The organism is Bradyrhizobium sp. (assembly GCF_027451485.1).
Lineage (GTDB): Bacteria > Pseudomonadota > Alphaproteobacteria > Rhizobiales > Xanthobacteraceae > Bradyrhizobium.
Genome location: NZ_DAIDJE010000062.1, coordinates 35849 through 58458, shown reverse-complemented (window position 1 = coordinate 58458; position 22610 = coordinate 35849). Strand labels below are relative to the sequence as shown.

Annotated in this window: 29 protein-coding genes and 1 tRNA gene; 5 read left to right on the top strand and 25 right to left on the bottom strand. The window is 61.5% G+C overall.

What is annotated here, in order from left to right:
- Positions 1–29: 29 nt before the first annotated feature.
- Positions 30–3227, bottom strand: coding sequence for a PAS domain S-box protein (locus NEZ08_RS09385; RefSeq protein WP_298106333.1), 3198 nt, complete (start codon positions 3225–3227; stop codon positions 30–32).
- Between the two features lie 215 nt (positions 3228–3442).
- On the opposite strand from NEZ08_RS09385, the gene NEZ08_RS09380 reads away from it, so the two are divergent.
- From NEZ08_RS09380 to NEZ08_RS09370, 3 genes are all read left to right on the top strand, one after another.
- Complete coding sequence (locus NEZ08_RS09380) at positions 3443–3820, top strand: phasin family protein (protein WP_298106366.1); 378 nt, start codon at positions 3443–3445, stop codon at positions 3818–3820.
- Positions 3821–4067: 247 nt separating this feature from the next.
- Positions 4068–4496, top strand: a complete 429-nt coding sequence (locus NEZ08_RS09375) for a phasin (RefSeq protein WP_298106332.1) — start codon at positions 4068–4070, stop codon at positions 4494–4496.
- Between the two features lie 334 nt (positions 4497–4830).
- Positions 4831–4907, top strand: a tRNA-His gene (locus tag NEZ08_RS09370).
- 88 nt (positions 4908–4995) lie between these two features.
- Here the strand turns inward: NEZ08_RS09370 and NEZ08_RS09365 are convergent.
- From NEZ08_RS09365 to NEZ08_RS09250, 24 genes are all read right to left on the bottom strand, one after another.
- Entirely contained in the window at positions 4996–5304 is a 309-nt protein-coding gene (locus NEZ08_RS09365; protein ID WP_298106331.1) for a hypothetical protein, read from the bottom strand.
- 81 nt (positions 5305–5385) lie between these two features.
- Positions 5386–5607 (bottom strand): hypothetical protein, encoded by a 222-nt coding sequence (locus NEZ08_RS09360; RefSeq protein WP_298106330.1) that lies wholly within the window; start codon positions 5605–5607, stop codon positions 5386–5388.
- Between the two features lie 103 nt (positions 5608–5710).
- Positions 5711–6787 carry a hypothetical protein gene (locus NEZ08_RS09355; RefSeq protein WP_298106329.1) on the bottom strand — a complete coding sequence of 359 codons (1077 nt, stop codon included), beginning with the start codon at positions 6785–6787 and terminating at the stop codon, positions 5711–5713.
- Between the two features lie 84 nt (positions 6788–6871).
- Positions 6872–7060, bottom strand: a complete 189-nt coding sequence (locus NEZ08_RS09350) for a GcrA family cell cycle regulator (RefSeq protein WP_298106328.1) — start codon at positions 7058–7060, stop codon at positions 6872–6874.
- A 101-nt stretch (positions 7061–7161) separates the two neighbouring features.
- Positions 7162–7470: a hypothetical protein gene (locus NEZ08_RS09345; RefSeq protein ID WP_298106327.1), complete on the bottom strand. Its 309-nt coding sequence runs from the start codon at positions 7468–7470 to the stop codon at positions 7162–7164.
- A 23-nt stretch (positions 7471–7493) separates the two neighbouring features.
- Complete coding sequence (locus NEZ08_RS09340) at positions 7494–7760, bottom strand: hypothetical protein (RefSeq protein ID WP_298106326.1); 267 nt, start codon at positions 7758–7760, stop codon at positions 7494–7496.
- A complete protein-coding gene (locus tag NEZ08_RS09335; RefSeq protein WP_298106325.1) occupies positions 7732–8250 on the bottom strand; it encodes a hypothetical protein in 519 nt (172 codons plus the stop codon). The genes NEZ08_RS09340 and NEZ08_RS09335 overlap by 29 nt, the downstream gene beginning before the upstream one ends.
- 17 nt (positions 8251–8267) lie before the next feature.
- The gene (locus tag NEZ08_RS09330; RefSeq protein WP_298106324.1) at positions 8268–8420 is read right to left on the bottom strand and encodes a hypothetical protein; all 153 of its coding nucleotides are present in this window, start codon (positions 8418–8420) and stop codon (positions 8268–8270) included.
- A gap of 223 nt (positions 8421–8643) precedes the next feature.
- A complete protein-coding gene (locus NEZ08_RS09325; RefSeq protein ID WP_298106323.1) occupies positions 8644–9339 on the bottom strand; it encodes a hypothetical protein in 696 nt (231 codons plus the stop codon).
- 26 nt (positions 9340–9365) lie between these two features.
- On the bottom strand, positions 9366–9671 hold the full coding sequence (locus NEZ08_RS09320; RefSeq protein WP_298106322.1) for a hypothetical protein: 306 nt from the start codon (positions 9669–9671) through the stop codon (positions 9366–9368).
- Positions 9672–9707: 36 nt separating this feature from the next.
- Entirely contained in the window at positions 9708–11159 is a 1452-nt protein-coding gene (locus tag NEZ08_RS09315; RefSeq protein ID WP_298106321.1) for a hypothetical protein, read from the bottom strand.
- On the bottom strand, positions 11159–11557 hold the full coding sequence (locus tag NEZ08_RS09310) for a hypothetical protein (RefSeq protein ID WP_298106320.1): 399 nt from the start codon (positions 11555–11557) through the stop codon (positions 11159–11161). Before NEZ08_RS09310 ends, NEZ08_RS09315 begins: the two co-directional genes overlap by 1 nt.
- 108 nt (positions 11558–11665) lie before the next feature.
- The gene (locus NEZ08_RS09305; protein ID WP_298106319.1) at positions 11666–11881 is read right to left on the bottom strand and encodes a hypothetical protein; all 216 of its coding nucleotides are present in this window, start codon (positions 11879–11881) and stop codon (positions 11666–11668) included.
- A gap of 368 nt (positions 11882–12249) precedes the next feature.
- Positions 12250–12501, bottom strand: coding sequence for a hypothetical protein (locus tag NEZ08_RS09300; RefSeq protein WP_298106318.1), 252 nt, complete (start codon positions 12499–12501; stop codon positions 12250–12252).
- A 352-nt stretch (positions 12502–12853) separates the two neighbouring features.
- Positions 12854–13546, bottom strand: a complete 693-nt coding sequence (locus NEZ08_RS09295) for a recombinase family protein (RefSeq protein WP_298106317.1) — start codon at positions 13544–13546, stop codon at positions 12854–12856.
- A 3-nt stretch (positions 13547–13549) separates the two neighbouring features.
- Entirely contained in the window at positions 13550–13750 is a 201-nt protein-coding gene (locus NEZ08_RS09290) for a hypothetical protein (protein ID WP_298106316.1), read from the bottom strand.
- Positions 13751–14392: 642 nt separating this feature from the next.
- Complete coding sequence (locus NEZ08_RS09285) at positions 14393–16645, bottom strand: VapE domain-containing protein (protein ID WP_298106315.1); 2253 nt, start codon at positions 16643–16645, stop codon at positions 14393–14395.
- A complete protein-coding gene (locus NEZ08_RS09280) occupies positions 16642–17214 on the bottom strand; it encodes a hypothetical protein (RefSeq protein WP_298106314.1) in 573 nt (190 codons plus the stop codon). Before NEZ08_RS09280 ends, NEZ08_RS09285 begins: the two co-directional genes overlap by 4 nt.
- Before the next feature lie 164 nt (positions 17215–17378).
- Positions 17379–17528, bottom strand: coding sequence for a hypothetical protein (locus tag NEZ08_RS09275; RefSeq protein WP_298106313.1), 150 nt, complete (start codon positions 17526–17528; stop codon positions 17379–17381).
- 261 nt (positions 17529–17789) lie between these two features.
- On the bottom strand, positions 17790–18002 hold the full coding sequence (locus NEZ08_RS09270; protein WP_298106312.1) for a hypothetical protein: 213 nt from the start codon (positions 18000–18002) through the stop codon (positions 17790–17792).
- Positions 18003–18065: 63 nt separating this feature from the next.
- Positions 18066–18683 carry a hypothetical protein gene (locus tag NEZ08_RS09265; protein WP_298106311.1) on the bottom strand — a complete coding sequence of 206 codons (618 nt, stop codon included), beginning with the start codon at positions 18681–18683 and terminating at the stop codon, positions 18066–18068.
- Between the two features lie 146 nt (positions 18684–18829).
- Positions 18830–19162 carry a hypothetical protein gene (locus NEZ08_RS09260; protein WP_298106310.1) on the bottom strand — a complete coding sequence of 111 codons (333 nt, stop codon included), beginning with the start codon at positions 19160–19162 and terminating at the stop codon, positions 18830–18832.
- A 99-nt stretch (positions 19163–19261) separates the two neighbouring features.
- Positions 19262–19846, bottom strand: a complete 585-nt coding sequence (locus NEZ08_RS09255; RefSeq protein ID WP_298106309.1) for a hypothetical protein — start codon at positions 19844–19846, stop codon at positions 19262–19264.
- Positions 19843–21165, bottom strand: a complete 1323-nt coding sequence (locus tag NEZ08_RS09250) for an integrase family protein (protein ID WP_298106308.1) — start codon at positions 21163–21165, stop codon at positions 19843–19845. The genes NEZ08_RS09255 and NEZ08_RS09250 overlap by 4 nt, the downstream gene beginning before the upstream one ends.
- Before the next feature lie 440 nt (positions 21166–21605).
- On the opposite strand from NEZ08_RS09250, the gene NEZ08_RS09245 reads away from it, so the two are divergent.
- Together NEZ08_RS09245 and NEZ08_RS09240 are read left to right on the top strand one after the other, a co-directional pair.
- Positions 21606–22061 carry a hypothetical protein gene (locus NEZ08_RS09245; RefSeq protein WP_298106307.1) on the top strand — a complete coding sequence of 152 codons (456 nt, stop codon included), beginning with the start codon at positions 21606–21608 and terminating at the stop codon, positions 22059–22061.
- A 160-nt stretch (positions 22062–22221) separates the two neighbouring features.
- Positions 22222–22497 (top strand): hypothetical protein, encoded by a 276-nt coding sequence (locus NEZ08_RS09240; protein ID WP_298106306.1) that lies wholly within the window; start codon positions 22222–22224, stop codon positions 22495–22497.
- The last annotated feature ends 113 nt before the right edge of the window (positions 22498–22610 follow it).

Genomic DNA, 22610 nt, shown 5'->3' with positions numbered 1-22610 from the left:
TTGAGCCTGTCTGAATCCGCTGTCGCGCCTCAGGTGTTCGCCATTGCCCGTGAAAACACCACCTCGACCAGGGTGCCGGAGCGCGCCCCGGTCTTGATGTTGAACTGGGCGCGGTTGGCTTCGACCAGCGCCTTGGTCAGCGACAGGCTGACCGCGGCCTCCGGCGAGTGGTCGAGCGGGGCCTGGGTGCGGAACGGCTCCATCGCGGCGGCGACCTCGTTGTCGTTGAGCCCGTGGCCGGTGTCGCGAATGCGCAGCGCGACCTCGCCGAAGTCGGTCAGCGCGGTGGAAACGATCACCTGGCCGCCGGTATTGGCGAGGTGGATCGAATTACCGATCAGGTTCATGGTGATCTGGCGCAGCGCTGGGCCGTCGGCCATCACCGGCGGCAGCATCTGCGCCAGCGAGGTGCGGATGATGATGCGCTCGCGGTTGGCCTGCGGCTGCATCACCGCGACGCAGCTTTCGACCATGTCGTTGAGATTCTGATTGGTGAATGCAAGGTCGAGCTTGCCGGTTTCGATGCGGCTGAGATTGGTGAGATCGTCGATGACAGTGACCACGCGCTGTCCGGAGGCACGGACATCCTTCATGTATTCGACGTAGCGTTCGTTGCCGAGCGTTCCGAAGCGCTCGCCAATCATCACTTCGGCAAAGCCGATGATGGCATTGAGCGGCGCGCGGACATCATGGCTGATCCGCGCCAGAAGATCGGCCTTCGCGTTGGCAGCGCCCTCGGCGAGCCGCCGCGCTTCGCGCAACTCGCGCTCGCTGTTCTTGAACTGCGACAGGTCGCGGAACACCGCGAAGAAGTTCGGACCGTGCGGCTGCGTCCGGCCCATGGTCATCGACATCGGAATGAGGCCGCCGCCGCTGACGCGGCCCAGCACCTCGCGGCCGTGTTCGAGCAGGCTCGCCACGCCATTGCCGCCGAGGCTATCCAGATAATTTCTGATGACGCTTTCGCTCTCCGGCGCGAACAATGCGGTGAGCTTCTGCTGCACCAGTTCTTCGCCGTCGTAGCCGAACAGCGCTTCCGCGCTGCGGTTGCAGGAACTGATGTTGCCGTCGGCATCGAACATCAAGATGCCGTCGGCGGTGGTGTCGAGAATGGCGGCGAGTTCTTCCGCATTGGCGTGCCCGACCGCCGACGGCTCTGACGCGGTAGCGGTCGCCTGCGGCTCGACCGCGGGTACAACGGGCGGTTCGGCCGGGGCTGCGTCAAAGATCAATGCGAGTGCGCTGTCGCTGTCCCAGTCGATGGTATGGAGCCGCGCATGGATGGCGCCTTTGGAGGAAGCTTCGGGCGAGGAGATCTTCACCGGCGTGCCCGTATTCGACGTGCTGCTGGCGCTCGAGACGCCGGGCTCGACATAGAGCGCATCGACGCCGCCGGCGTGTTCCAGCGCGTGCAGGCTGTCATATCCCATGCGGTCGAGGAAAACCCGGTTGGCGTAAAGCAACCGGTCGAGCCGGTAGATCAGCACTCCGGTCGGCAGGAGGTCGAGCAGCGTTCGGTCGCGTTTGCTCTCGCCGCGCGCGGGCGGTTCGGGTTCGGCGAGCCAGGTCGGCGGCTCGACGGCGGCTTCCGGGCCAGTCGCATCCGCCTGCGGTGACCCGGCGGCTTCCGAGGCTGCCTCCGGCTCCGCCGTTTGCGGGCCAGCGTTCTCGCCCTCCAGCCGGGCCGATAATTGCCGGGCGAGTTCGTTGAACGCGCTGTTTTCGACCGGCGTCAGAGCCGGCGCGCGGGCCTCGGCAAGCGGGAACGGCACCACATTCGGCGAGGCCTGCTCCGGCGCTTCCTGGGAACTTTCGTTGGGCGTTTCCACCGGCGCTTCCAGATTGGTTGGTTGAGCTGTTTCGGGCGAAGGGGTAGTCGAAGGTGCGGTCGAATCGTGGCTTGCGTCGGGAATGTGAGGCGGAGGCGGCCAGGTTCCCGCGAGCGCGGGGCCAATTTCGGGCGAGATCATGTCCGCTGATGGCGGATCGTTGAAGAATTCCTGACTGCGCAGGGCTTGCAGCCGCGCCAGAGCTTCGAAGTCGCGGCAAATCCCAAAGCCCCGGTAGCCGACAAAGTCCGTATTCAGGTCATGAATCGGAAGCCCGGACAGTTCGACCGGCAGTCGGCTGCCGTCATCCACCGGCCAGTCCAAGGTGATGCCGCTCCAACTCTCGCGCGTGGCGATCGCCTTGACGACGAGTCCCTCGGGGTCGAGGCCGAAGACCTGTGCAATCTCTTGCCACGGGCGGCCGAAGCCGGCGGCGGTGCGCACGCCGATCAGTCGGGTGAAGACGTCGGAGCCGAGGGAGAAGCGGCCATCCGCATCCATCTGCCACATGAAACGCAGCGGATAGCGGTGCGGGGGTGGCGCAGTCGTTTCGTGCGGCATGGCAGGGGCGGGCGCTTCAGGCAGCAATGGTGAAGGATTGGCTGCTTGAGGTCCGGGAATGGCGTCGAGTGCCTCGCCGCTCTGCGAATCCTGAGGCGGCGCTCCGGCTGGAACTTTCGCCGGTTCGGGCGCGGTCTTCTCGGCCGAAGCGCTTGTCGCGGCTTCGGCTTCATTCTGCGTGGCCGGGATTTCCGCGGGCGTAATTATGGCAAGCAGGCCCATGTCGCCTCGGCTGCCGACGCGGATCAATGTCAGGTGATGCTCACCAAGCTGCGCCTCGGCGCGGCCTTCGTTCAAGGCGATCCGCCGCGCCTGATCGAACGTGGCGCCGGAAAGATGATCAAAAGCAGCGAAGCCCGCCGCCGCGCTTTCGGCAACCAGCGTGCCCTCGCTGTCGAATGCCGCGACCGGCGCATCGACGTCTTCGACCAGGCGAGCCAAGCGCTCCTTCAGAGGCATCGCGCGCCCGACCGGCTCAAGGACGGCGATCAGAATGCCGGCGCTGCCGTCGGCAAATTCGACCCGGGTGCAGGCGCAGGTGACGAGCATGTTCAGGACAGAGCCGAACCCACGCAGCCGCTCCAGGCGAACGGCTCCGTTCGGCAAAAGCTGGTGCGCCAGTTGCGCGACCTGACGGCGATGCGGGTCGGCCGGGCCGAAGCTCTTGGCGGCGAGACGGACGCTGTTCGCGGCGCCAAACACCAACGCACCGACCGGATTGGCCCACAGAATCCTGACGCCGTCGGCCGACCACAGCCAGGCGGGCAGCGAGCTTGTGGCATGCACCGCCAGCCGCGGGTCCTCCAGGCCTCGCACCTTTGATTCCGGGTTCTGCATCGCACCGTTAGAGTCGGATTGGGCTGCCGAACGAGACAGCGTTAACAGATCGTGAGTATCGCCTCCTCACTCTGGCAGGTCCACGGCCACAGCATGCGATCAGCCTTTAAAGACTGGATAACCTTAACCAACGCGACTGAACCTTGTCGCGGGGCGCGGCGTTGCCCTGTCGTGCCGATAAAGCGCCACCCGGGAGGTCAATCATGAACTCGACCATGAACGAAAACGGGCATTTCGAGATTCCCAAGAACATGCGGTCAATGGCGGAAGCAGGCGTCGAGCAGGCGCGGAAAGCGTTCGAAAGGTTCATCTCGGGCGCACAGGCTGCCAACGAGTCGCTTTCCGAACGAACGGCAACAATGGGCGCAGGCGCCAAGGATGTTAGCGCGATGGCTTTCTCCTACGCCGAAAAAAATGTTCAGGCTTCGCTCGATTACGCCCAGTCCCTGCTGCAGGCCAAAGACCTGAGCGAGGTCATGCGGTTGCACCGCGAATACGTCCAGTCGCAGATGCGGGCGCTGACCGAGCAGGCCGGTGAATTGGGTCATGTCGTCAGTCGCACCGCCATGGACGCGACCAAACCGAAAACGTAACGTTTTGAAAGGTTTGACTTGCAGTCGCGCCGGCGTCTCGTGTTCCAGGCGCCGCGCTCTTTTTATTTGCGGCATTGCACCGCGAGGCGGTTGCGTTGCACAAAAATGCCATGATATTGTGCTTATATATCAAGCGCTCCAAGAGGGCATTTCCGTCTCGGTGATCCATCCTGTCGTTTTCCGGAAGTCTGCCCGGGGGCGCTCGAGATCACGCCGCGTTCACCCCCCAGATGCGAAGGACACTGCCATGGCCAACGATCCGTTCTCTGCTTCTATCATTCCGTTCGAGGTTCCCGAGCAAATGCGCGCCTTCGCCGAGAAAGGCGTTTCGCAGGCGCGCGACAACTATGCCCGCTTCAAGGACGTTGCCGAAAGCAACAACTCCACGATGGAAGCGGTGTTCTCCAACGCCAGCAAGGGCTTTAGCGAGTATTCGGCCAAGATGATGGAGATCCTCAAGGCCAACACCTCCGCTTCGCTCGACTTCGCGCAGGAATTGGTCGGCGTGAAGACCCCGTCCGAGGCGCTCGAACTGTGGACGAACCACGCCAAGAAGCAGTTCGAGACGTTCTCCGCCTGGAGCAAGGAACTCACTGAATTGTCGCAGAAGGTCGCGACTGAAACGGTCGAGCCGATCAAGGCGAATGCCAACAAGCTGTTCAAGCCGGCCGCCTGATCGCAAGGCGACTAGCTCAAAAGACCCGGGCCGGAGGGCCCGGGTTTTTTATTGCATTCTCGCATGGCGACACGCTGGCGCTTCCTTCAGTCTTGCAGCGAGTTCTTCAAAGAAAGGCCCTTTGGCTCGTTCGTAAGGTGCCCGCGGCGATATGATACGAATGCCCGCAAGGCAGGCGGCGATATTGCCGGCCAAAGGCGGCCTCTGCGGCCTTGCCAAAGGGCGAGGTTTAGGTGTTGTTTGAGCATGATCTTTTCGGAAAACCGGCTTCCACTTTTCCGGATCATGCTCTAGTTTCCCGCCCGTCTCGCCCCCATTTGGGGCCGATCAGGATGCAGTTGTAGCTCAGTTGGTTAGAGCGCCTGTCTGTGGAACAGGAGGTCGGTGGTTCGAGCCCACCCAACTGTACCAGCGAAAACAATACCTTACCTAAATCGACCGATCTGCAAAAAACCGCCGGGGTAGACATTGGGGTAGACAAGTTTGCCTTCGCGATCGGCTAATGCCCCTCGGGACAATGCTTCTCAATCTCTCGGATCTGATCTTCTTGGCTGATGACGGGTTGAGTGAGCGTTTCCTGCTCCTTCCCGTGATCCACGACGAGGATTGCCGCGATCTTAAAATCGCGCCCGTCCTTGGTGATCTTGTCGCACGGCACTTCCTTGAGAATCTCGCGCAAGTCCTTGCCTTCAAATCTGGGCAGAGACGGACTGCTGCTTCCCGCTCCCAATAGCATCATTGATCCTGCCGAAGCAGTTTCGATGAATCCTCCTGTCAAAAGACAGACTATCAACAACCACTTTCCCATTTTGAACTCCGATAGTGGCGGCCCCGTTCGGCAACTTCAGCGAGTCGTCGGGTCGTGCGCAATTAAATTCGCGCCACGCAACTAACCTGAGTAAGTGTTCCACCTGCCGTGATGCACACCGCGGGTGTACCCCTGCGAGACCTTGGTCTGTAGCTCGTACTCCAAGTACTCGGTGACCAAGATGAGCGAACGGATGGTCGAGCGCATGTCGCCGCCGCACGTTGCGATGGCTTGATCGACGGCAATATCCAATCGCTCCGACTCCGACTGCTCGTCGGACGGCGCGCTTTCTGGTTCTGACATGTGGGCGGCGTCTTTGACTTTGATCGAGGCGATCGATTAGAACAAACCAAGAACAATTTGTCAAACGACTTGCGATGGCAATCTGGAGCGGAACATGTGCGACCTAAGTCTCGCGTAGCACCCATTCCACGTCATTGATGAACTTCCCGTCGCTGTCGAAGAGTACCGTGAACCTTCCGGAATCGACGGCCGCCAGGGTTTCTTCGTGCGTCATGCCGACCCCTTTGATGGTCGGAAAGTATTCGCCAAGAGCGCTGCGGTACAGGCGGCCGCGTAGCGGGTAGTCCAACTCGACCAATTCAATCGTCGGCGGCACGTCACACACAATCCGAAAAGTCTCATCCTTCAGGTCAACATCGATGCCAAAAGCCGGTCGATTTTTCAGGTGCATGTTCAACCAGGTCATTTCGACAAATAACTCACGAAGCTGGAGTTCGGAGAGCGGGCCGTTAATACGATTCAGTTTTTCTTGCATCAGCTGAAGTACGCCTCCGCAGTCGTCAAGGACGGTGAGTATCGCGATGTCATCGAGACGGAGAAGCATCGTTTGCCCAATAAAGTTGTCGGCAAAATCGAATCGATGCGCCGAAAAGGTGCGCTTAACAGGGATCGTGAGTACCCACCCCATCGCCTCTGGCGGGATCCGACAACCTGTGTAGAAGCACCTAGCAAAGTTATGAGTGTAATGAAGATGCCCCCATGGATAGAGATCGCCAATCTTTTCTTGCCCCTTCCGCTCATCTAAGTGGAAACGCATCGCGCGATCTTTTAGATGGGTCTTCACGAAAAGCAGCCTCATCCAAGTCGCCATCGCCAGAGGATGGCCCTTCCCGATAAATGCGACGAGCGCGTCGTAGCCCCCGCGCACCGCCTCGCTGACTGGCGTTTCGATCTCGTCACCCATGAATGAATTGCACTCGACGCAGCATGGCACCGTGTATCTGTCGTAACGCACGGTCGCGCCGTTGATGAGCGTGATGGATTTGTCGAAAAGGTCTAGATGGCGAAGTAGCCACTCGGGGAAGACGTGCTCGTTATTGAATGGCTTTTCGTGGGGTTTCGCCCCGCACACGAAGCAGCAATCACCAAAACAAATGTCGTTCAGAAAACGCTGCTCGCCGAAATAGACTATTTGTCCAGTCGCACTGGTGATCGTGTCGTCCGCATGCCTCGTCCACATTCGAGCTTCAGGCTCCGCTGGTCCCCTTGGGCCAGCTATGCCGACTCGCAGCGCTTTGCAATGACCTTGGGCGGCGGTACGGGTTTAAACGGATGGTCTGCGCGCGAACATGCTAACCGGTTTGGGCTTGTGGTCCTCCCGCCGCAATCCCAATCGCTGCAACTTGGCGCAAACCGCTGAGCGGCTGCATTCAAGCCTTGCAGCAATCTGACCCGTGCTGTGGCCGTAACCCCAAAGCTTCTTCAGCAACTCGACGTTATCAGGCGTCCACATGTCCAGCGCACCCCACAACTATCAGCCGTTCCCAAACGCAGACGCGAGCACCAGCAGCGCTGCGCACAGCGCCGCCAGCGTCGTCCATATGGCCGCAACGCTCATGCGCTGACGACGAGGCAATCCACGGTTCCTGACTGAATTGTGCCGCCATTGTCGAGGTTCACGGTGAAGCCGGTCGCGGTCTTGCTCGTGACCCACGCCATGGCCTTCATGGATGGCGTCACCGAGACCTGGTATCCGGCAGGCAAACCACCGGGCCAACTGACGGCGATGGCTTGGGGCGAAGCGCCGCCCGCGACGGCGATGCCGACCGCGTGGCCTGCGATGAAGAGGCCATTCCCCGCACCATTGGGCGCGGCGGTGTGGCTGCTGATCTTCTGTATGCTTGCACTCATGTTTTTCTCCATTGGTGTCGTGTTACTCTCCTGCGTCACCCGGTGCCGAACGACGGCGCGAGTGTCTGCAGCGCGTGCCTTCGACGCGCGACCTCCTCGACGAAGGCCTGTGTGATGGCGCGGGCCGTCCCGGCGTCGAAGATGGGCGTCAGGCGGACATTCATGCGCTCCTGCATTTCGGCCAGCGCCTTGGACATCACGGCATCGGGCAGGCCCGCGAAGAACAGCGCGAGTTCGTCTGCCGCCGCCACGCACCGTGCGATCTTCTCCTCCTCAATCGACTTGGTAGGTGGCGAGATCATAGGCGCTGTCCTTGATCGTGCGGCCGAGGTCGCGCACGAGGCCGACCAGTGCGCGCGTCCCACTGACGTAGCGCCCCTTGCCGGTGACCACGTCTATGATCGCCCGCTCGGCCATCTTGTGTATCTCGGGCTCCTTGCGTACGGCGGCCTCGACGAGGAACGATCGAGGGGGCACGCGGCTGGTGCCCAACTCCATCCAGACCGCCTTGTCGTTGTTGGAGCCGACCGCGCCCTCGTTGCCCTTGGACCACCACTCTATGGAGTCTCTCAACTCGCCGGTCTCCAATAGGGGCGTGTCGCCCTTGGCCTTGCGGGCGATGGTCGCAGGGCTGAGCGGGGGCCAGTCGTAGTCGTGGGTGCCGAGCACGCGCCTCGCCTCGGCGTGCACGGTCCTGCAGGCGCGCTCGACGACGGCCGGTCCCATCTCGTTGAGATCGCGCTGCATCGCGAAGCAGTGCGCGGCGAAGCCAAGCAAAGAGAAGTTCTGCATGACGGGCCCCTTGAATTTCAGCCGTTCTTCGGCGCGGTGCCTTCATATTGCGATGGCGGCACCTTGCCGCCTGCGTCGTTGTTCGAGCGCGCGGTCTCAGATGAGTGCCGGTAGACGGGAACGCTGACGGCGGGCGGCGTGTCTCCGTGCTGCTTAGGTGTGGTCGTCATGTCGTTGCTCCTGTTCTAAGTCGAAGGGTTTGCCCCCGGGACGTGACGTTCACTCAACGCCCCGGGGGCGATCAGCGCTGCGGCGGCGAAGGACTGCCGAAGAACCCCGCCCGTGCGCCAAACTTTTGTCCGCCCCCACCGTCGTTTCATGCGGCGGCGGGGGCGGCTCGGCGCTCACCGCACGGCCCGAAAGGTAGCCCTGCTGGAGCGCCAGCTCGTCAAACTAGTCTTCCGCACCTGACGTCGGTCCGATCAGGTCGTCGATGAAGGCGTCCGCGTCGGCGTCGAGCCGCATCCGCGCCTGCTCCCAGCGCGCCTGCGTCTGTTTCGCAATTTCGCTGTTGGCTGACGTGTGCTTGCCGTTCCAGTGCTCGGGATCGTCGAAGCGCGGTCCCGTCAGCGGCTCGATCATGCGGCCGTATTCGAGGGCGCGACGTATCCCGACGCATCTGTCATAGGCGGCGCGCAGCGCGTTCCAAGGGCGCTCATATTGCGCGAACGTCTCGGTGGCGCGTCCGCCGAGGTAGGCGACCAGCGCCGTCTTCTTCTCGAACTCCAGCGACTTGATCTGCTCGCGCAACTCCTTGAGCTTGGCCTCGACCTTCGGCGCGGCGGCGCGCGCGGCAACTGCCAATGCTGCCGTCGTCTGGGCACGCTCGACGATCTTGGCGATCGCGCCGTCGGGCGCATCACCTTGCGCGTACTCCGCCAGCGCGTTGCCGCCGTCATCGTCGGCCACGGCCTTGTGGAACGCGGCGTCGGCGGCCTCGGCGTCTGCCATGATGGCGCGCATCTTGGCGAGCTTGGCCTCTAGCTCGGCCTCGTCCTTCTTGGCGGTGGCGAGCGCGGCGGACGCGCGGCGCATCGCGCTCCGATCCGTGTCGATCAACGCGCCAGCCTTCTTCAGCAACGTGAGCATCGCTTCCCCCTTCGTTGAGTGCAGCGTTACGGCTGGATGATGCCCGCGTGCCCCATGGCGCTCTTGAGTCTCATCCTCTCTGAGAGCGAGAGCGTCGTCCTCGACAGCGCGGCGTCCACCTCGGTGACGGGATAGCGATGGCCGCTGGCGCGCAGGTTGCCGGTCGCCGCAGCGGCCGACAGCTTGGTCGGCACCATCAAGCCAACACCTTGGAGCGCCCAGATGAGCGCGTGCGGATTGCCGAGGTTGCCGGGGAGATGCTGCAACGTGGGAGCAGCAGGCGGGATGGCTGGAGATACTGCTTGGAGTTTTGTGAGGATGCCTACGGTCATCTTGGTGTTCCTTTCATCGTTGGCTTCAATGCGATGTCATGCGAAGTAAAGCTGAGGTCGATTGCTGGGGACTATGGCGGCGACGAGCGCGCCAGCGGCGGCATTGCAGAGGTCATCGTGCCCACCGGGTCCGTGATCGACGCGGTCGCGACCAGACGACGACGTGCGCCGCTCCAGTGCTGCGAATTGATTGATCATCTTCCTGTTGTCGATCAGGCGGACACGCCCTGACGTGAACAGAGGCAAGGCGTCCGTGTAGATGGCGGAGCGGTCGCGCGCTGTGCTGCGGTACGTGATGCCGCAGGCGGCGAACGCCTCGCTGTTGAAGCCAGCTGCGTAGGCGTCGCCCTCGGTCTCCGTCACTCCATACTCGCGCAGGACAGCGGCCACCTGAGCGATGGCCTCCATCGGATTGAACGGCGGCGGGATTTCCACCACGCAATCAAGAACGGCGATGCCTTGAAAATCATGGGCGATGGCGCAGGTGAAAGAGTCGCCGCGCCCGCCGCTCGCGTCCGTGAAGCTTCGGTATGTGAGGGCAGGATGAGGCGGTCTTGCAGCCACGCCTTGATCAACTGAGGACTCGATCACCTCTAGGGGCAGCCAGCCCCCGATGTCGTCGCGAAATTCGCCCATCCACTCGGCGCGCGCGGCTGCTGGGTCCTCGGCCATGGCGCGGTCAATGATGGACTGATCGATCGTCGGATTGAGTTGTCGGGTGGATGCTTGAATGACGAGCACGTCGCCATCCTGACCGAAGTGCCGCTTGAATTTGTTGTAGAGCAGCCCGGCCTTGCGGTACGGACTGGAGATGCCGACGATCATGCCGTCCAGCGTTGCGAGTGCGGGCGTGATCGCCTTGTAGAGTTCCTCGTCAGGTTTTGCGCTGTTCTCATCCCGCCAGTATGCGAGTTCGTCGAGCACCGCGAGCAGGATCGGCCTGCCGCGCACGGCGCGGAACGAGTTGGTGCCGACAGCGACGTCAACGCCGTTGTTCAATTCGAAGCCTTCAGCGGTCTCCCGCGTCACCATGCCTGCGAGTAGCGGAATGTCCGTGAAGTAACTGCGAACGTAGTTGAGGATAATTCGGGCTTGAACGCGGTCGCAGGCGAGGCAGAGCACCAGCGCGCGCTCGCCGGGGCGCAACTTCTCCTGCTGGTTGAACAGCGCGCCGGTGTGGGCGGAAATCAGGGAGGTGGCGGCGTCCTTACCTGCGCGCCGACCAGCAGGTATCCAGAGTTCGCGGACCCGACTGGCCGGCGGCGCGCGGTCCCCCGCGACCGACTTGAAGAACGAGATCTCTGGTTCTGAAAGCGGCAGGCCGTACGCTGCCTTCAAGACCGTGCGCCATCCGTCCCATGACGGGCCACGGAAGAACGGCGCGAACAGGCGCGGATCGTCCATGGCGCTGATGATGCTGGGTGGTCGCAGCGTTGCCGTTGCGCGCGGGGACTTTGTCTTCTTGGCAGTGGAGGCGGCGCGCGGCATCAGGCCCCATCCTCTTCATCGGCATGCGCGGCGAGTTGCTCTAGGATTGATGTCGGAGCGGGAGCCGTCGTCGTCTCGGCCTTACGCTTCATGTCGGCAAGCGTGCGGCGGAGCTGGCCCGCGAGGTTGGTGATGGTTTCCGTGTCCACGCGATCGCCCCGGACCACGGCGGCCTGTAGCTGCTCACTCTTGAGCGCCAAGAGGGCGGCCTGCCGGATCAGGTTGCGGTCAACCTCGGTGACGCTCTCGAACTCCGCCTCATAGGCGCGGACGAGGTCGCGGAAGCGCCGCGCATTCGGGCTCCGGCCATCCACGCCCACGAGCAGGCGCGTCCCGTTGGTTACGCGGGACCGCGCCTTGCTCAGATTGATTTCTGCCAGCGTGTTGCGAGGAGTCAAGATGCCATCAACCAGTGTACGAACCCGCCTCATCTTTCGATTGAGAGGGCCGTTCGTCTGATTTGCATAGCCTTCCGGGAGGGCGAACCAATCTTTATAACGGGGGCCTCAGGCGCGGTTCTTCATGAGGACGAACATCCGCTTGACGTCGGACAGCCGCAGCGGCCGCTCACGCGGTCCCTGGAACTCCTTGAGCGCGTGGAGCTGGCGCACGGCGATCACGTCGCGCTTGTGGCCGTCTTGCTCCTTGAAGTAGGCGTTCATGTCCGCGACGAAGGACTTGGCGACGGCGGGAGGAAACTCCAACGGCTTGCGCGTCATCATGCGCCCGTGCCCATGCGAGCAGGGGCGAAATCAGGCCTGAGGTCAGCACCGCGCAGGCCGCACTTGGTGCAGACGAACCGGGGCTCGATGTCCCATATCCTCACGTCGTCTGCCCACGCATCGACGCGCTCGGCCACCTTGCGTCGTCACGGGACCCTCGCAAGCCTCTGAAACAGGCAGAAATGCTGCCTTAGTCGGGCGCCCTTGCTTGGTCAGGATGCAAGGCGTCTTTTTCAGACAGGAAATCCTCAATAACGATCCTCAGCAGTTCAATCGCCAGAGGATCAGTCGCGCCGGATCGGACATTCCAACATCGTGCAATCTTCCGATCAATCTCGTCGCACTTCTCGCACATCGGAGAAACGCCCCTAGGGCCGTTCTTCCGGTTCGCCCGGCGACCGATGTTCTTGACAAGCGTCTACGGCTCCCAGACGTCCGACAGGCCCGTTCTTGATGGCAGCTTCGCGCGGAAAGGGTTCTTGCGTTTTGCGACCGAGGAAGGTGTCGGGTTTGGGGCAGCGATCGAGGATGCTCGCCGTCTCGGCAATCAACTTGCGCAGCCGAACAAGTTCGTCTTTTTCGTCCGATGATGGGCGATAAACTCCGCGCAGAGGCGACATGATTGTGCTCCCGTGATTGCAGGCGGGAGTACAAATTATCTCTCAGCCACCGACGCCTGGGCCAAGCCTCTGCCGGTGATTATGAATAATAAATCAGATTGGCCCCGATTCACCAGCGATTATTTGTAGCTGCGATTACTCAATCTGCTCATTAGCATCAAAATTGTTTTCGCACGCTCTGGCATTTCCATTCACGCCAGACAACTTGAAGCGGGGCGATCTATCACCTCAATCAGCGACCAACGATTTCTACCCGTAGACCTCCACCGGGGGATGGCAGCGCCGAAAGGATTCTCACGCGCCCTTCGTTCGAGCACTACCTTGGTCGTTGCCTTTCTAACTACCTTGAACCCTATACGGTGGCGCGGGCGAGAACGCGCGCCACCTGAACGGCGCTCCAAACCGCTGAGCCGCCGGGCGTGGGGATGCCCGCCTCGTTCAGGCCCTTGGCGATGGCGTGCAGCGACGTCGCGCCGTGCGCCTGCAACGCCCGTATCGCGGGCACGACGTCGGCGGCCTTGGCGTCGGCGCGGGCCCGCAATGAGGCAGAGGCCTGAGCAAGACTGCGGGCGGTCGGCATCGTGCCGCGGTAGCCGCCGAGCCTGACGCCACGACGCTTGGCTTGGGCCAGCGCGGCCTTGATGCGGCCCGATATCATGGCGGCCTCTAGCTCCGCCACGGCCACTAGTTGATGCAACAGGAAGCGCCCGGTCGGCCCCTCGATTTGTGGCAGGTCGGCGAAGCGCACGTCCACGCCCGACTCCAACAGACGCGATAGGAACGCGACGGAGCGCGTCAGGCGGTCCATCTTGCTCACCACCAGCGAGGCACCGTGTAGGCGCGCGGCCGCCAGCGCTCGCTCGAACTCCGGCCTGTCTGATCGGCGTCCGCTCTCCACCTCCGTGAACTCGGCAACGATGGTCCAGTCGCCCCCGTTCAGGTAGGTCCGCACGGCTTCGCGCTGCGCCTCCAATCCCAGCCCAGAGCGGCCTTGGCGCGCGGTCGAGACGCGGTAGTAGGCGATGAACTTGCCTTGGTTCGTCATGGATCAGCACTCGTAGGCGCGGGGCGCGGCAGGGCGCTTTGCACGGCGGGGCTTGCGGACCGGCGCGACCACCACTGCGTCGGGGCACACGGCGCGCGCCACCGTGAACAGGTTCGCTGCCTTGGCGCGGCGCGGCTGGTGGGGCGACTGCATGGAGGCGACGAGCGCCTGGGCGGCGAAGTGGAGCAGCAGGTGGTGGGCCATTGGGCACTCCGTGAGGGATCAACGAAATGAACAACTAATGTTGTTCAGTTTGTAATGGCCTCTCTCGATACGTTGCATCGCTAAGGCAGCGGGCCTTGACCGCGTCCGATGCGGTCCTGTGCGGCTGATGGGGTTGGTGCAGATCACGGCGGAAGCCCACGGGTGCAGTTTGTCTGCTTCGGGTGGATTTGCCACTGGCCTAGGGCGGCGGACTCACCAGCGGGCGCGCGGCGCGGTCTCAGGGGCCAGGTTTTGTTTTTGGTGAGGGGATTTTTGAACTAGGGCCTTTCCACTGGGAGGAATGACGCTGCTGTTGCACGTCCCTTTGCGTGGTGCAGGGCCATATTCCAACCGACCCCAACCAACCTTCAGCCAACCTAAGAAATCAAAGAAAGCATTGCAGCACCGTCATTCAACCAACCAACCAACCTCAACCAACTGGTTATAGGACTTGTAAGGAAAGAAGCTGCGCTAACGCGCCACACAATCTTCACGCAATCATTCCTGGGGACTTATAGGAGAATGGTCGGCTGTGGTTGGTTGGTTGGTTAAGTTGAGTCAAAACAATCACTTATCCCAACCAACCAAGGGGCCATGGTTGGCTGGATCGCCCGCTGCAAGGTTGGTTTTTTACCCTCGCGTTCAACCTGCGTCGGGGATGGGGCGCTGGTAGCCCCGGACCTGAGCGCCAGCGATGGTGATCTTGTTGGGTGGTCGCTCCCAACCCAGCCGCTGCATCACGGTGCTGAGGCGCATGGATACGTTGCGGTCGATCCGGTCATTCCTAATCCCGAGCACGTACCGGATGAGGACGGCGCTCGACACCTTCTCGTAGCCGTCCTCGCGGTGCACGATCTTGATGTACTCGCTCTGCTCGGTCTGACCTTCCGCGAGGTTGAAGCACTCGACGTGCCCCTGAGGATCTTCGACCGCGTGCGAGGGCAGGTGGTCCAAGATGTCCTCCCAACCGTCACTGACCCGGCGCGCCTCTTGCTCTATGGCGGCGGCGTCCCACAGTGAGGGATCGAGCGTGAGCTCCTCGCCTTGGGACTCGTGATGCGCAGCCTCGCCCCACAATTGCAGGCGATCCGCCGTGAGCTTCGCGATGTCGATTGGCGCGAGCAGCTTGAGCGGCCAAAACCGGCGATTGCCGGTTTGCGACTGCAAATAGGTATCCGCGTTTGTGGTACCAACATCGATTGAGTGACGTGGCTGCCGCTTCATCACGCGGCCGTATGCTGGACGGGCGCTGTCGACTTGGCGACTCGCGAACGCTTTTACACTCTCTACTTCGGCCTTGCGCATGCCCGCCAACTCACCGTTTTCGTGTATCCAGACTCCCGCCAATTGCTCTTGGACTTCGCGTGACCCTTTGCCGATGATACTTTCGTCCGAGTAGAATTCGTCCCCCGCCAACACGCGCCAGAATGTCGATTTGTTCCAACCTTCGGGACCTTCGAGCACTACGATGTTGTCGAATTTGCATCCGGGTTTGCGCGCCCGTCGCACGGCGGCAATCATGGCCTTGCGCATGAATGCCCGGTTGAGTGGGCGATCCTTGGCGCAGGCGTAGTCCACCGCCATCCGGTCGAGGCGGGGTTGTCCGTCCCAAGCTGCCTCGGCCTCGTCTAGCAGGTCGCAGACGGGATCGTATCGGTGCTCGATTGCAATTGATATGACGGCATCGAGTATCAGGTCGCTCTTGAAATCTGCGCAGAATTCATCCGAGATGATCCTGCGCAGAGCGATGATTGCGTTATCGCTCACATCGCCGATGACCAATTCCAACGCGTGCGCCGTCTGACCATTCTGCCCGATGAACAGTCGGGAGCGGAACACGTCGTATTTGCATTCGACGCCGAGCGCGATGATGGCTGCGCGAGCGTTATGCAACGTCATGCGCGGCTCTCCGCTTTTCAATTGGTCCCGCCACCGCGGTCGTCCCGGCACGCCGCCGCGCCAACCGGGCGCGGCCTCGTTCGCGAAGTGGAAAACTGTCGCGATCGTGATATCGGTCATCCCGGCGCAGTCGCTCCACTTGCGCTGGACTTCGCCCGCCTCGTACTTGTTGGAACGGGCCGACCAGGCGTCGAACAAGTCGAAACCGTCCTCACCAAACTCATTGTGCAGAGCCGCACCGATCTTGATCCACACATCGTAACTGTCGTCCGTGACGACGTTCAGGGCTCGCTCGACCAACGCGCGATCTGCAGGCGTCCGACTTTTGATCTTCGTGAAGTTGTTGGCAGGCAGGCGATCATCAGAGCGCGCTAGCGCACCCGCCAGCGCGATATCCACGAACTCGCCGTCTACGATTTCAACCCGGACCGGGATGCCATCAACTTGTGTCCCATCCTCCTTCTTGATCTTTTTGGCGGTCCCATAATAGTAGGCCTGACTCAAGCTACGGCTCTCAGGACCAAACGTGATACCCAGCCTTGCCATTGCTGAGAGACACAGCGCGTCGTGCTCCGCCGGTAGCCGTTCCACGGAAGTCGCCAACAGCATGCGCCATCTTGGGTTCTCCGGCGTGAAGCTCGGTGTCGTGTAAATCAACCCGCGCAATCCCACCAGCTTCAATCGCTCGACGGCCTCCTCGAACGAGACGACCCCGCCGTCGTAGTCAAGATGGAGCATGCTGAACGCCAAAATATTGGCGTTGTGCCTCAAGCTGCGCGTCGTCGGCTTCCGCTTCGTTCCGAGCCGCGCGCCCTTGAGCCAAGGTAAGGCATTCTTTGTAGGTGCAGTCGCGTCCATGATCAGCGCGCCGAGTTCTTCCAGGGTCACGTCGCTCGTGGTCAGACTGGTCGCGTATTCGTCCTTGAAAAAACTGACGTGTATCCGGTGCGGCGGCTTCGCCGATGCGTCAGCGAGCGAGGGCGACATGATGTTCATCGCGCGCCCTCCCAGCCGTTGATCTGTTCGGGCAGCCAGACGATTTCGTGCCCGACCTGCGTGAACACGTAGAATCGGGTGCCGTTGGGATAGTGGAAGCTAGCGAAGGGATGGGGCGGAATGTGGAGCGCGACACCGGCTTGATCGGCGGCTGATCGGGCATAGTTGTCATTGGAAGGGAGGGCATAGGGTTGCGCTACGATTGCCGCGCATCTCCCCGCCGCCCTGTACCATATGCAATGATCGAGCAGCGACGTGTCGTGAACGGAGAATTCGCCGACTCGCTTGCCGATGTCGCCGAGGCGGAAGTCACGGTTCGCGACACTCCATCCGTTTATTTGGCCGAACAAGTGCTCCGCAGCATCGATGAGCTTGCTGTGCGCTCGGTGAATGGGCCATTGTTTGGGAAACGGCAGGCGCGCTGATGCCTGACATTCGCGCAAGGAGCGTTCGAGCTGGGCGATGATCGTCGCCTCATCGACGCGGACGGTCTGGCGTTTGGATCGCTTTAAAGATTTGGCGGGGTTTTCAAACCCATCGCGAGCCGATAAAAGGCGGGTTGTTGTCATACGAGCTCCCCGCCGCGCCAAGGTCTGTCCCCTTGAGCGCGGCAAATTTTGAGTGTTACTGGGAAGCCGCGTCCGGTTGGGTAAGCCAATGTGCGTGCCGCGCGGCGCGGTCGCAAGCCGGTATCAAGAGTCGTAGTACCAAGCCGCGCGAGCGCGGCAAGGTGTTAAGCGTTCGCCGCTTCTAGCTGGCGGATCAAATCCCACTTCGCTCTGAGCGTTCGCGAGATTTTCGTCTTGGTCTTCTCGTCGCGCTTGCGCCCCAGCATCTTGGCGCTGATCTTGCGCCGGGTCTCTAGTGAAAGCTTCTTGCGCATGATTATTCCCTGCTATCCTGATAGTTTCTTCTGATTTGCGTTTCCCGAACACCTGCATTTTTGCGGGCGGTTTACCCGTAGAAAGGTTTTTTGCATAACTGGATGGAACGCGTTTCTTCACAGAAGATGAGCACGCGCACGCGCGCCTCTCACGAATTCCGCGCCCACTGCCGGTGGCCGAATGCGATGAAACAACAGCTTGCGTAGTCGATCTGAGGAAGTACGCGCCCGGCCGTGGTCGAGCGCGCTGGTTTGGTGCCGTCAACCTTGCAGCCCCATGCGCCTCAGTTCAGAACGAGTGCGCTGTTCAGCGTCCCAGCAAGGTTTGCCGCGCTGGATCATCACGCGCTTGCGCTCGCCTTGCAGGTTGTCGAACAGGATGGCGGTGTGCCGTCCGTGGTCGCAATCAATCGTGATGTCGCTTCCGCCCATGCTGCGGATCAGGACTATGGTCTCGCGAAGATGCTGTCTCATGATGAGTGCTCCAAATTGGAGAGCCCGCGCGCCCAGACGAGTCGCCTGAGCGCGCTAGTCGGCTCAGTGTCGGGTTTGCTTGCTGGTGCTGCCGACGCGGCTCTTCTTCCACTGGCCCCGGACGCATTGGCGGCCTTCGAGGTCAGCCAAGAGTTCGTCCCACTCGATACGGCCGAAGCCGTAACTGATGACGCTTTGGGCCTTCGACTGGAACTCCTCGCCCAAAGCCACCGAACCCATGGCTCCCAAGAGATTGAGTGCCAGCGTCATCTTATAATCATCGAGTTTGGTCTGGCGACGGACCTTCCTTGGAATGGAAGACACAACGTTGTCGAAGCCTGCCTTGAACTTCTCCCAGTCGATGACGCCGTCATCGTTGACGCAATCCCGGACAGTGTGCGGACTATCGGGCTTGTTGCGCCCTTCGTCCCAATACTCCAGCGCGACTTGGGCAGCGATGTTGGTCTCGGCAGCTTCCGCCAGGACGGCTCTGAACAGATCACCATCGAGATCGCCGTTCGGGTCTTCGCCGACGTGGAACTCGTTCATCCGGTCTTGCTGGACCGAGATGACCCTCGTGCCGTTATCGAGGTCGCGGCGCAGTTCTTCCTTGGTCGGCGTGGAGTCGTCAGGAATATGGTTTCCTTTCTCATCCACTTTCGGTAGGCTGACTTCTCTCATCTTCACTACTCCGTTTGGGTCGGGCCGGCGTTGCAGCGCTGGCCCTTCTCGTTTTGCCCCCTGCTTCCAGACGACGCAGCCGCGGGGACATCGGCCACGTGGTCAAAGCAATGGCCCAAGGCGCGTGAACACCTTGGGCCATTGCTTCACTCGTTGTCGGTGTCGGCAGCCTCCGCTAGTTCGCGCCGACGTGCTTCCTTGGCGGCAGCCTTTGCTGCGGATCGCTCTTGGAGCTTGCGGACGTACTCGATCCGGTCCGCCACGCGGTAGAATCTGCGGGCGCCGATGTAGATCACCTTGGGGAAATCGGGATCGGACTCGGCCTTGCGGTGTTCCCACTGTCTGGACCGTCCGCCGAAGGCGTCGCGAAATTGCCTCGCGGCTTCCAAATAGTAGGGAGCAGGCGCGGCCGTTTGCGGTGCCGTGTCGGGGGCCGAAGTCCTAGACCGTAGGGTCTGATCGCTGGCAGGGTGGGTCACGCTTAAGGTCCAATGGTTACGCTTGGACGGAGCGTGTTCCTTTGGAAGGTGAAGTTTAACGCCCTATCTTTGGCTCACAGTTTCACCTTCGTGCGCTACTCAATCGCGTTCGCGGATGTGCGCCTTGCATTGGCTCAGTAGATCGTGGCCCCCAGAGCGGTTCGTAGGGTCCGCCTCGTAAAGGCGCTTCGCGACCTTGCAATATGTGCTCGCCTTGGTGTGCGCTGTGGGGCGCAGGCCGTACTTGATCAGGAGCGCGTGCGCGTACCGAGCGGCGTGGCGTTTCAAGGCGGCGTCTTTCCTGGGCGGCTTGCCCTTTGCGTTTGCGATCCTTTGGCATTCGCGACCAAACTCAAGTACCTTTTCTACGCTTTCAATCGGTACGTCCAAGGGGAATAGCGGCGTCGTGTTCCAGACGCTCTCTAAGGTCTCGACGGTCTTCGCAAACCTGCGAAGGGAACGCTTCGTCGTATCCGCGAGGTCGACGTAACGACCGTTGAAGAGGTCCGACTGCCGCTCCATTTCCCAAATGGCTTTGAGTACATCCTTGAAGCACGCCTTTTTTTTGCGGTCGCCGCTCAATTTGAGATCGCTCACGATATCGTCCGCGACTGCCTTTTGGCGCTTCTCAATCGCCTTTTGCTCCGCGATCCGCTGTGACGTACTCGGAAGTTTGCCGCTCACGACACGATCCTCGCGACGCGGTCGGCCCATGCCCGCAGCGCCGCACGCTTCTCCTCAAGGTAGGCGAAGCGGTTATAAACGCCTGCGACGCCGCCGCGAGCGCCGGATTGATGATTTAGAACCTGCTCGACGATATGTGGCAGCACGCCAAGGCCGTTCATTTCGGTCGAGACTGTGCGTCGAAGATCGTGGATGCGAAACGGCGGCATCTTGGTCTTGACGCCGTTCTCCCTTCGGTGCTTGGCAATGATTTCGTCCAGTTGCTTCTTGACCTTGGAGAAGCCGGAAACCGGCGAGCGGCCATTCGTGCTGAAGATGAACTTGCAATCTGTTATGCGCGGGACGCCTTCAAGTATCTCCACTGCAAGCGGCGGCAAGGGCAATTCGAACGGCAGGTGGTTCTTGGTCCGGGAAGGGGGCAGGGAAATCAGATCGCCGTTCAACTCCGCTTCTTCCAGCCGTGCGATTTCATTCAAGCGGCAGCCTGTGATCAAGAGCAATTTGACGATAGCGCCCCAAGGAGGGCGACTGTTTTGACCGGGCCGGATGCCGAGCTTATCGCACGCCTTCCAGACCTCGCGCATCTCCGCGTCGTTCAGGGTCCGGTGCCGGGACGGTGGGGCAGGCGGTCGGTAGACGCCAGCGCACGGATCAATCCGGACGCGCCGGTTCTTCAGCAACCAACCGTAAAGGGTTGCTAACGCGTCCGCCATCCGCCTGCGGGTCGGCTCGGTGTCCTTGCTTTGGATGGCGGTGTAAATGTCGTCGCTGTTTATCTCGTCGGCGCGCCGGTCCCGCCACTGCTCGCAGAGCCCGCCCTTGACCACCGTGGGTTCCTTTCCGTCCAATGGATAGTAGAGCCCGAGCAGGCTCGCGGTCTCGCGCCAGCGCTTGGGCTTCTCGCCGGTTTTGCGCACCGTGTGGTTCTTCAGGAAGTCCCGCGTCGCTTGCCCGAACGAATGGGCCTCGGCCTCGGTGATATTCAGCCGCCGTCGCTGGCGCTGGACCCGCTGCGTCGCAACAAGGTCCACACCGCCTGCGCGCTCCAAGTTGAGCTGACCGGTGAGGGCCCGCGCGGCAGCCAGCGTCAGCGGCGCGCCGATGCGAGGCTCGCCAACCTGTTCATTCGGATTGAAGGGGCCTAGCGTCACCTTGGCGCGCTTGCCGTTTGGACGCCGAAACCGGAGGGCGAAGCTCTTTGCTCCGCTGGGCTGGACCACGAGGTGCAGTCCCGCGGCCCCGTCGTCGGGAATTTCTTGGCGGCTGCCTTTGGCCTTGATCTTGAGGATGCCACCTGCCGATAGCGCTCTCTTCGTCATCGCACGCCTGCTGCTGGGGTAGACACTGGGGTAGACAAATTGGCCGTTTACGCATGGTTACGCTTGGGTACGCATAGGTACGGTCCCAAGCGTCGTTATAAGGCCAAGTCTCTGTATAATATACCGTTTTTCCCCGGTCTACGTTACGCAGCGGTACGCTTAGGTACGGCTAATTGGCTTGCTGTGGAACAGGAGGTCGGTGGTTCGAGCCCACCCAACTGTACCAAGACCAAATCCCCGGGGCAGTATTTCAACCAGCAGTTATGAAGCCTGCGGCGTCGCGCCCATGCGGTACGCGGGCGCATCTGTTCGCCAGAGGCCGCCGCTGGTTCGCCGGCCGGAGCTATTGGCAAACCTGTTGCCACTGACAGTGTCCGAAAGTGTCGCATATCCTTGCCTGACGACATTGCGACGTGCCGATCGGTGGAATGGATGGAGGGTTGATCGGCGCTATCGACGGAGCCGTGATCGGACAAATGGTGGCCGGACAAATCGGCGGCAAATCGATCGAACTCTGGCAGAGCGGCTGCATGTGTCCGTCGACACATTCGCAAATGCATTCGGCAGCTGCTCTTCCGGCGTTGATTGCGAGGAAGAGAAGAGCACACAACATCACGCAAATTCGACGGCTCATCGCAATCTCCCGACCCGTGTTCTGTTCCCGTCACGGCGCGGCGAGCGTAACGCGTTTGTTGCCGCTGCGACACGGCGGGAACGAGTTGCTCAGCCGAAAAATGCCAGCAAGCAGCTTCGCTGCAATCGACGCGCTGGTGAAGTGGATTCGATATTCGCTACCCAGCGTGCCGCAGAGTCTCAAAGCGAATGTCATCGCAGTGATTCGCTGTTCTGCGCGACTTGCGACGGTTCGAAGCGCAGCCGACGATGTCGCGCGATGAGTTCGCGAAGTGGAACTCGTGCGCTTCTTGTCGCACGATCAATGCTTTCCACCGATAGCTGACGTTTGATGCGAAGGCTTGCTTGCCAACTCCATCACACTCGCTCACTATCAACGCGGGGTGGTGGTTTGGGGGAAACATGGATGCTTTCTCGATTCGAATGAAACGGCTCGCGATGGTCGCGGCCATCGTGACGGGCGCGTGGCCTGCGGCCGGATGGTCGTACACCATGGAGCAGCAACAAGCCTGCATGGGCGATGCGTTCCGGTTGTGCGGTTCAGAAATTCCGGACGTCTCGCGGATCACGGCCTGCATGGTGCGGCGCCAGGTCGAACTCAGTGACGGTTGCCGGGTCTACTTCCACCCGCAGGAGACGTCTGCAAGGCCAAGACATCATCACCGGCCTCGCCTGCGGACGGTTGCGCAAGATTACTGACTGCTGCTTGTACCGTCTCGCCTGCCGATATCCTTCGGAGTCTTCGGGGATCGGTAGGCGACAGGGTAGGACCCAAAAAGCAGCCCCGCCGCTTATTCGGTGGCTTCGCCACA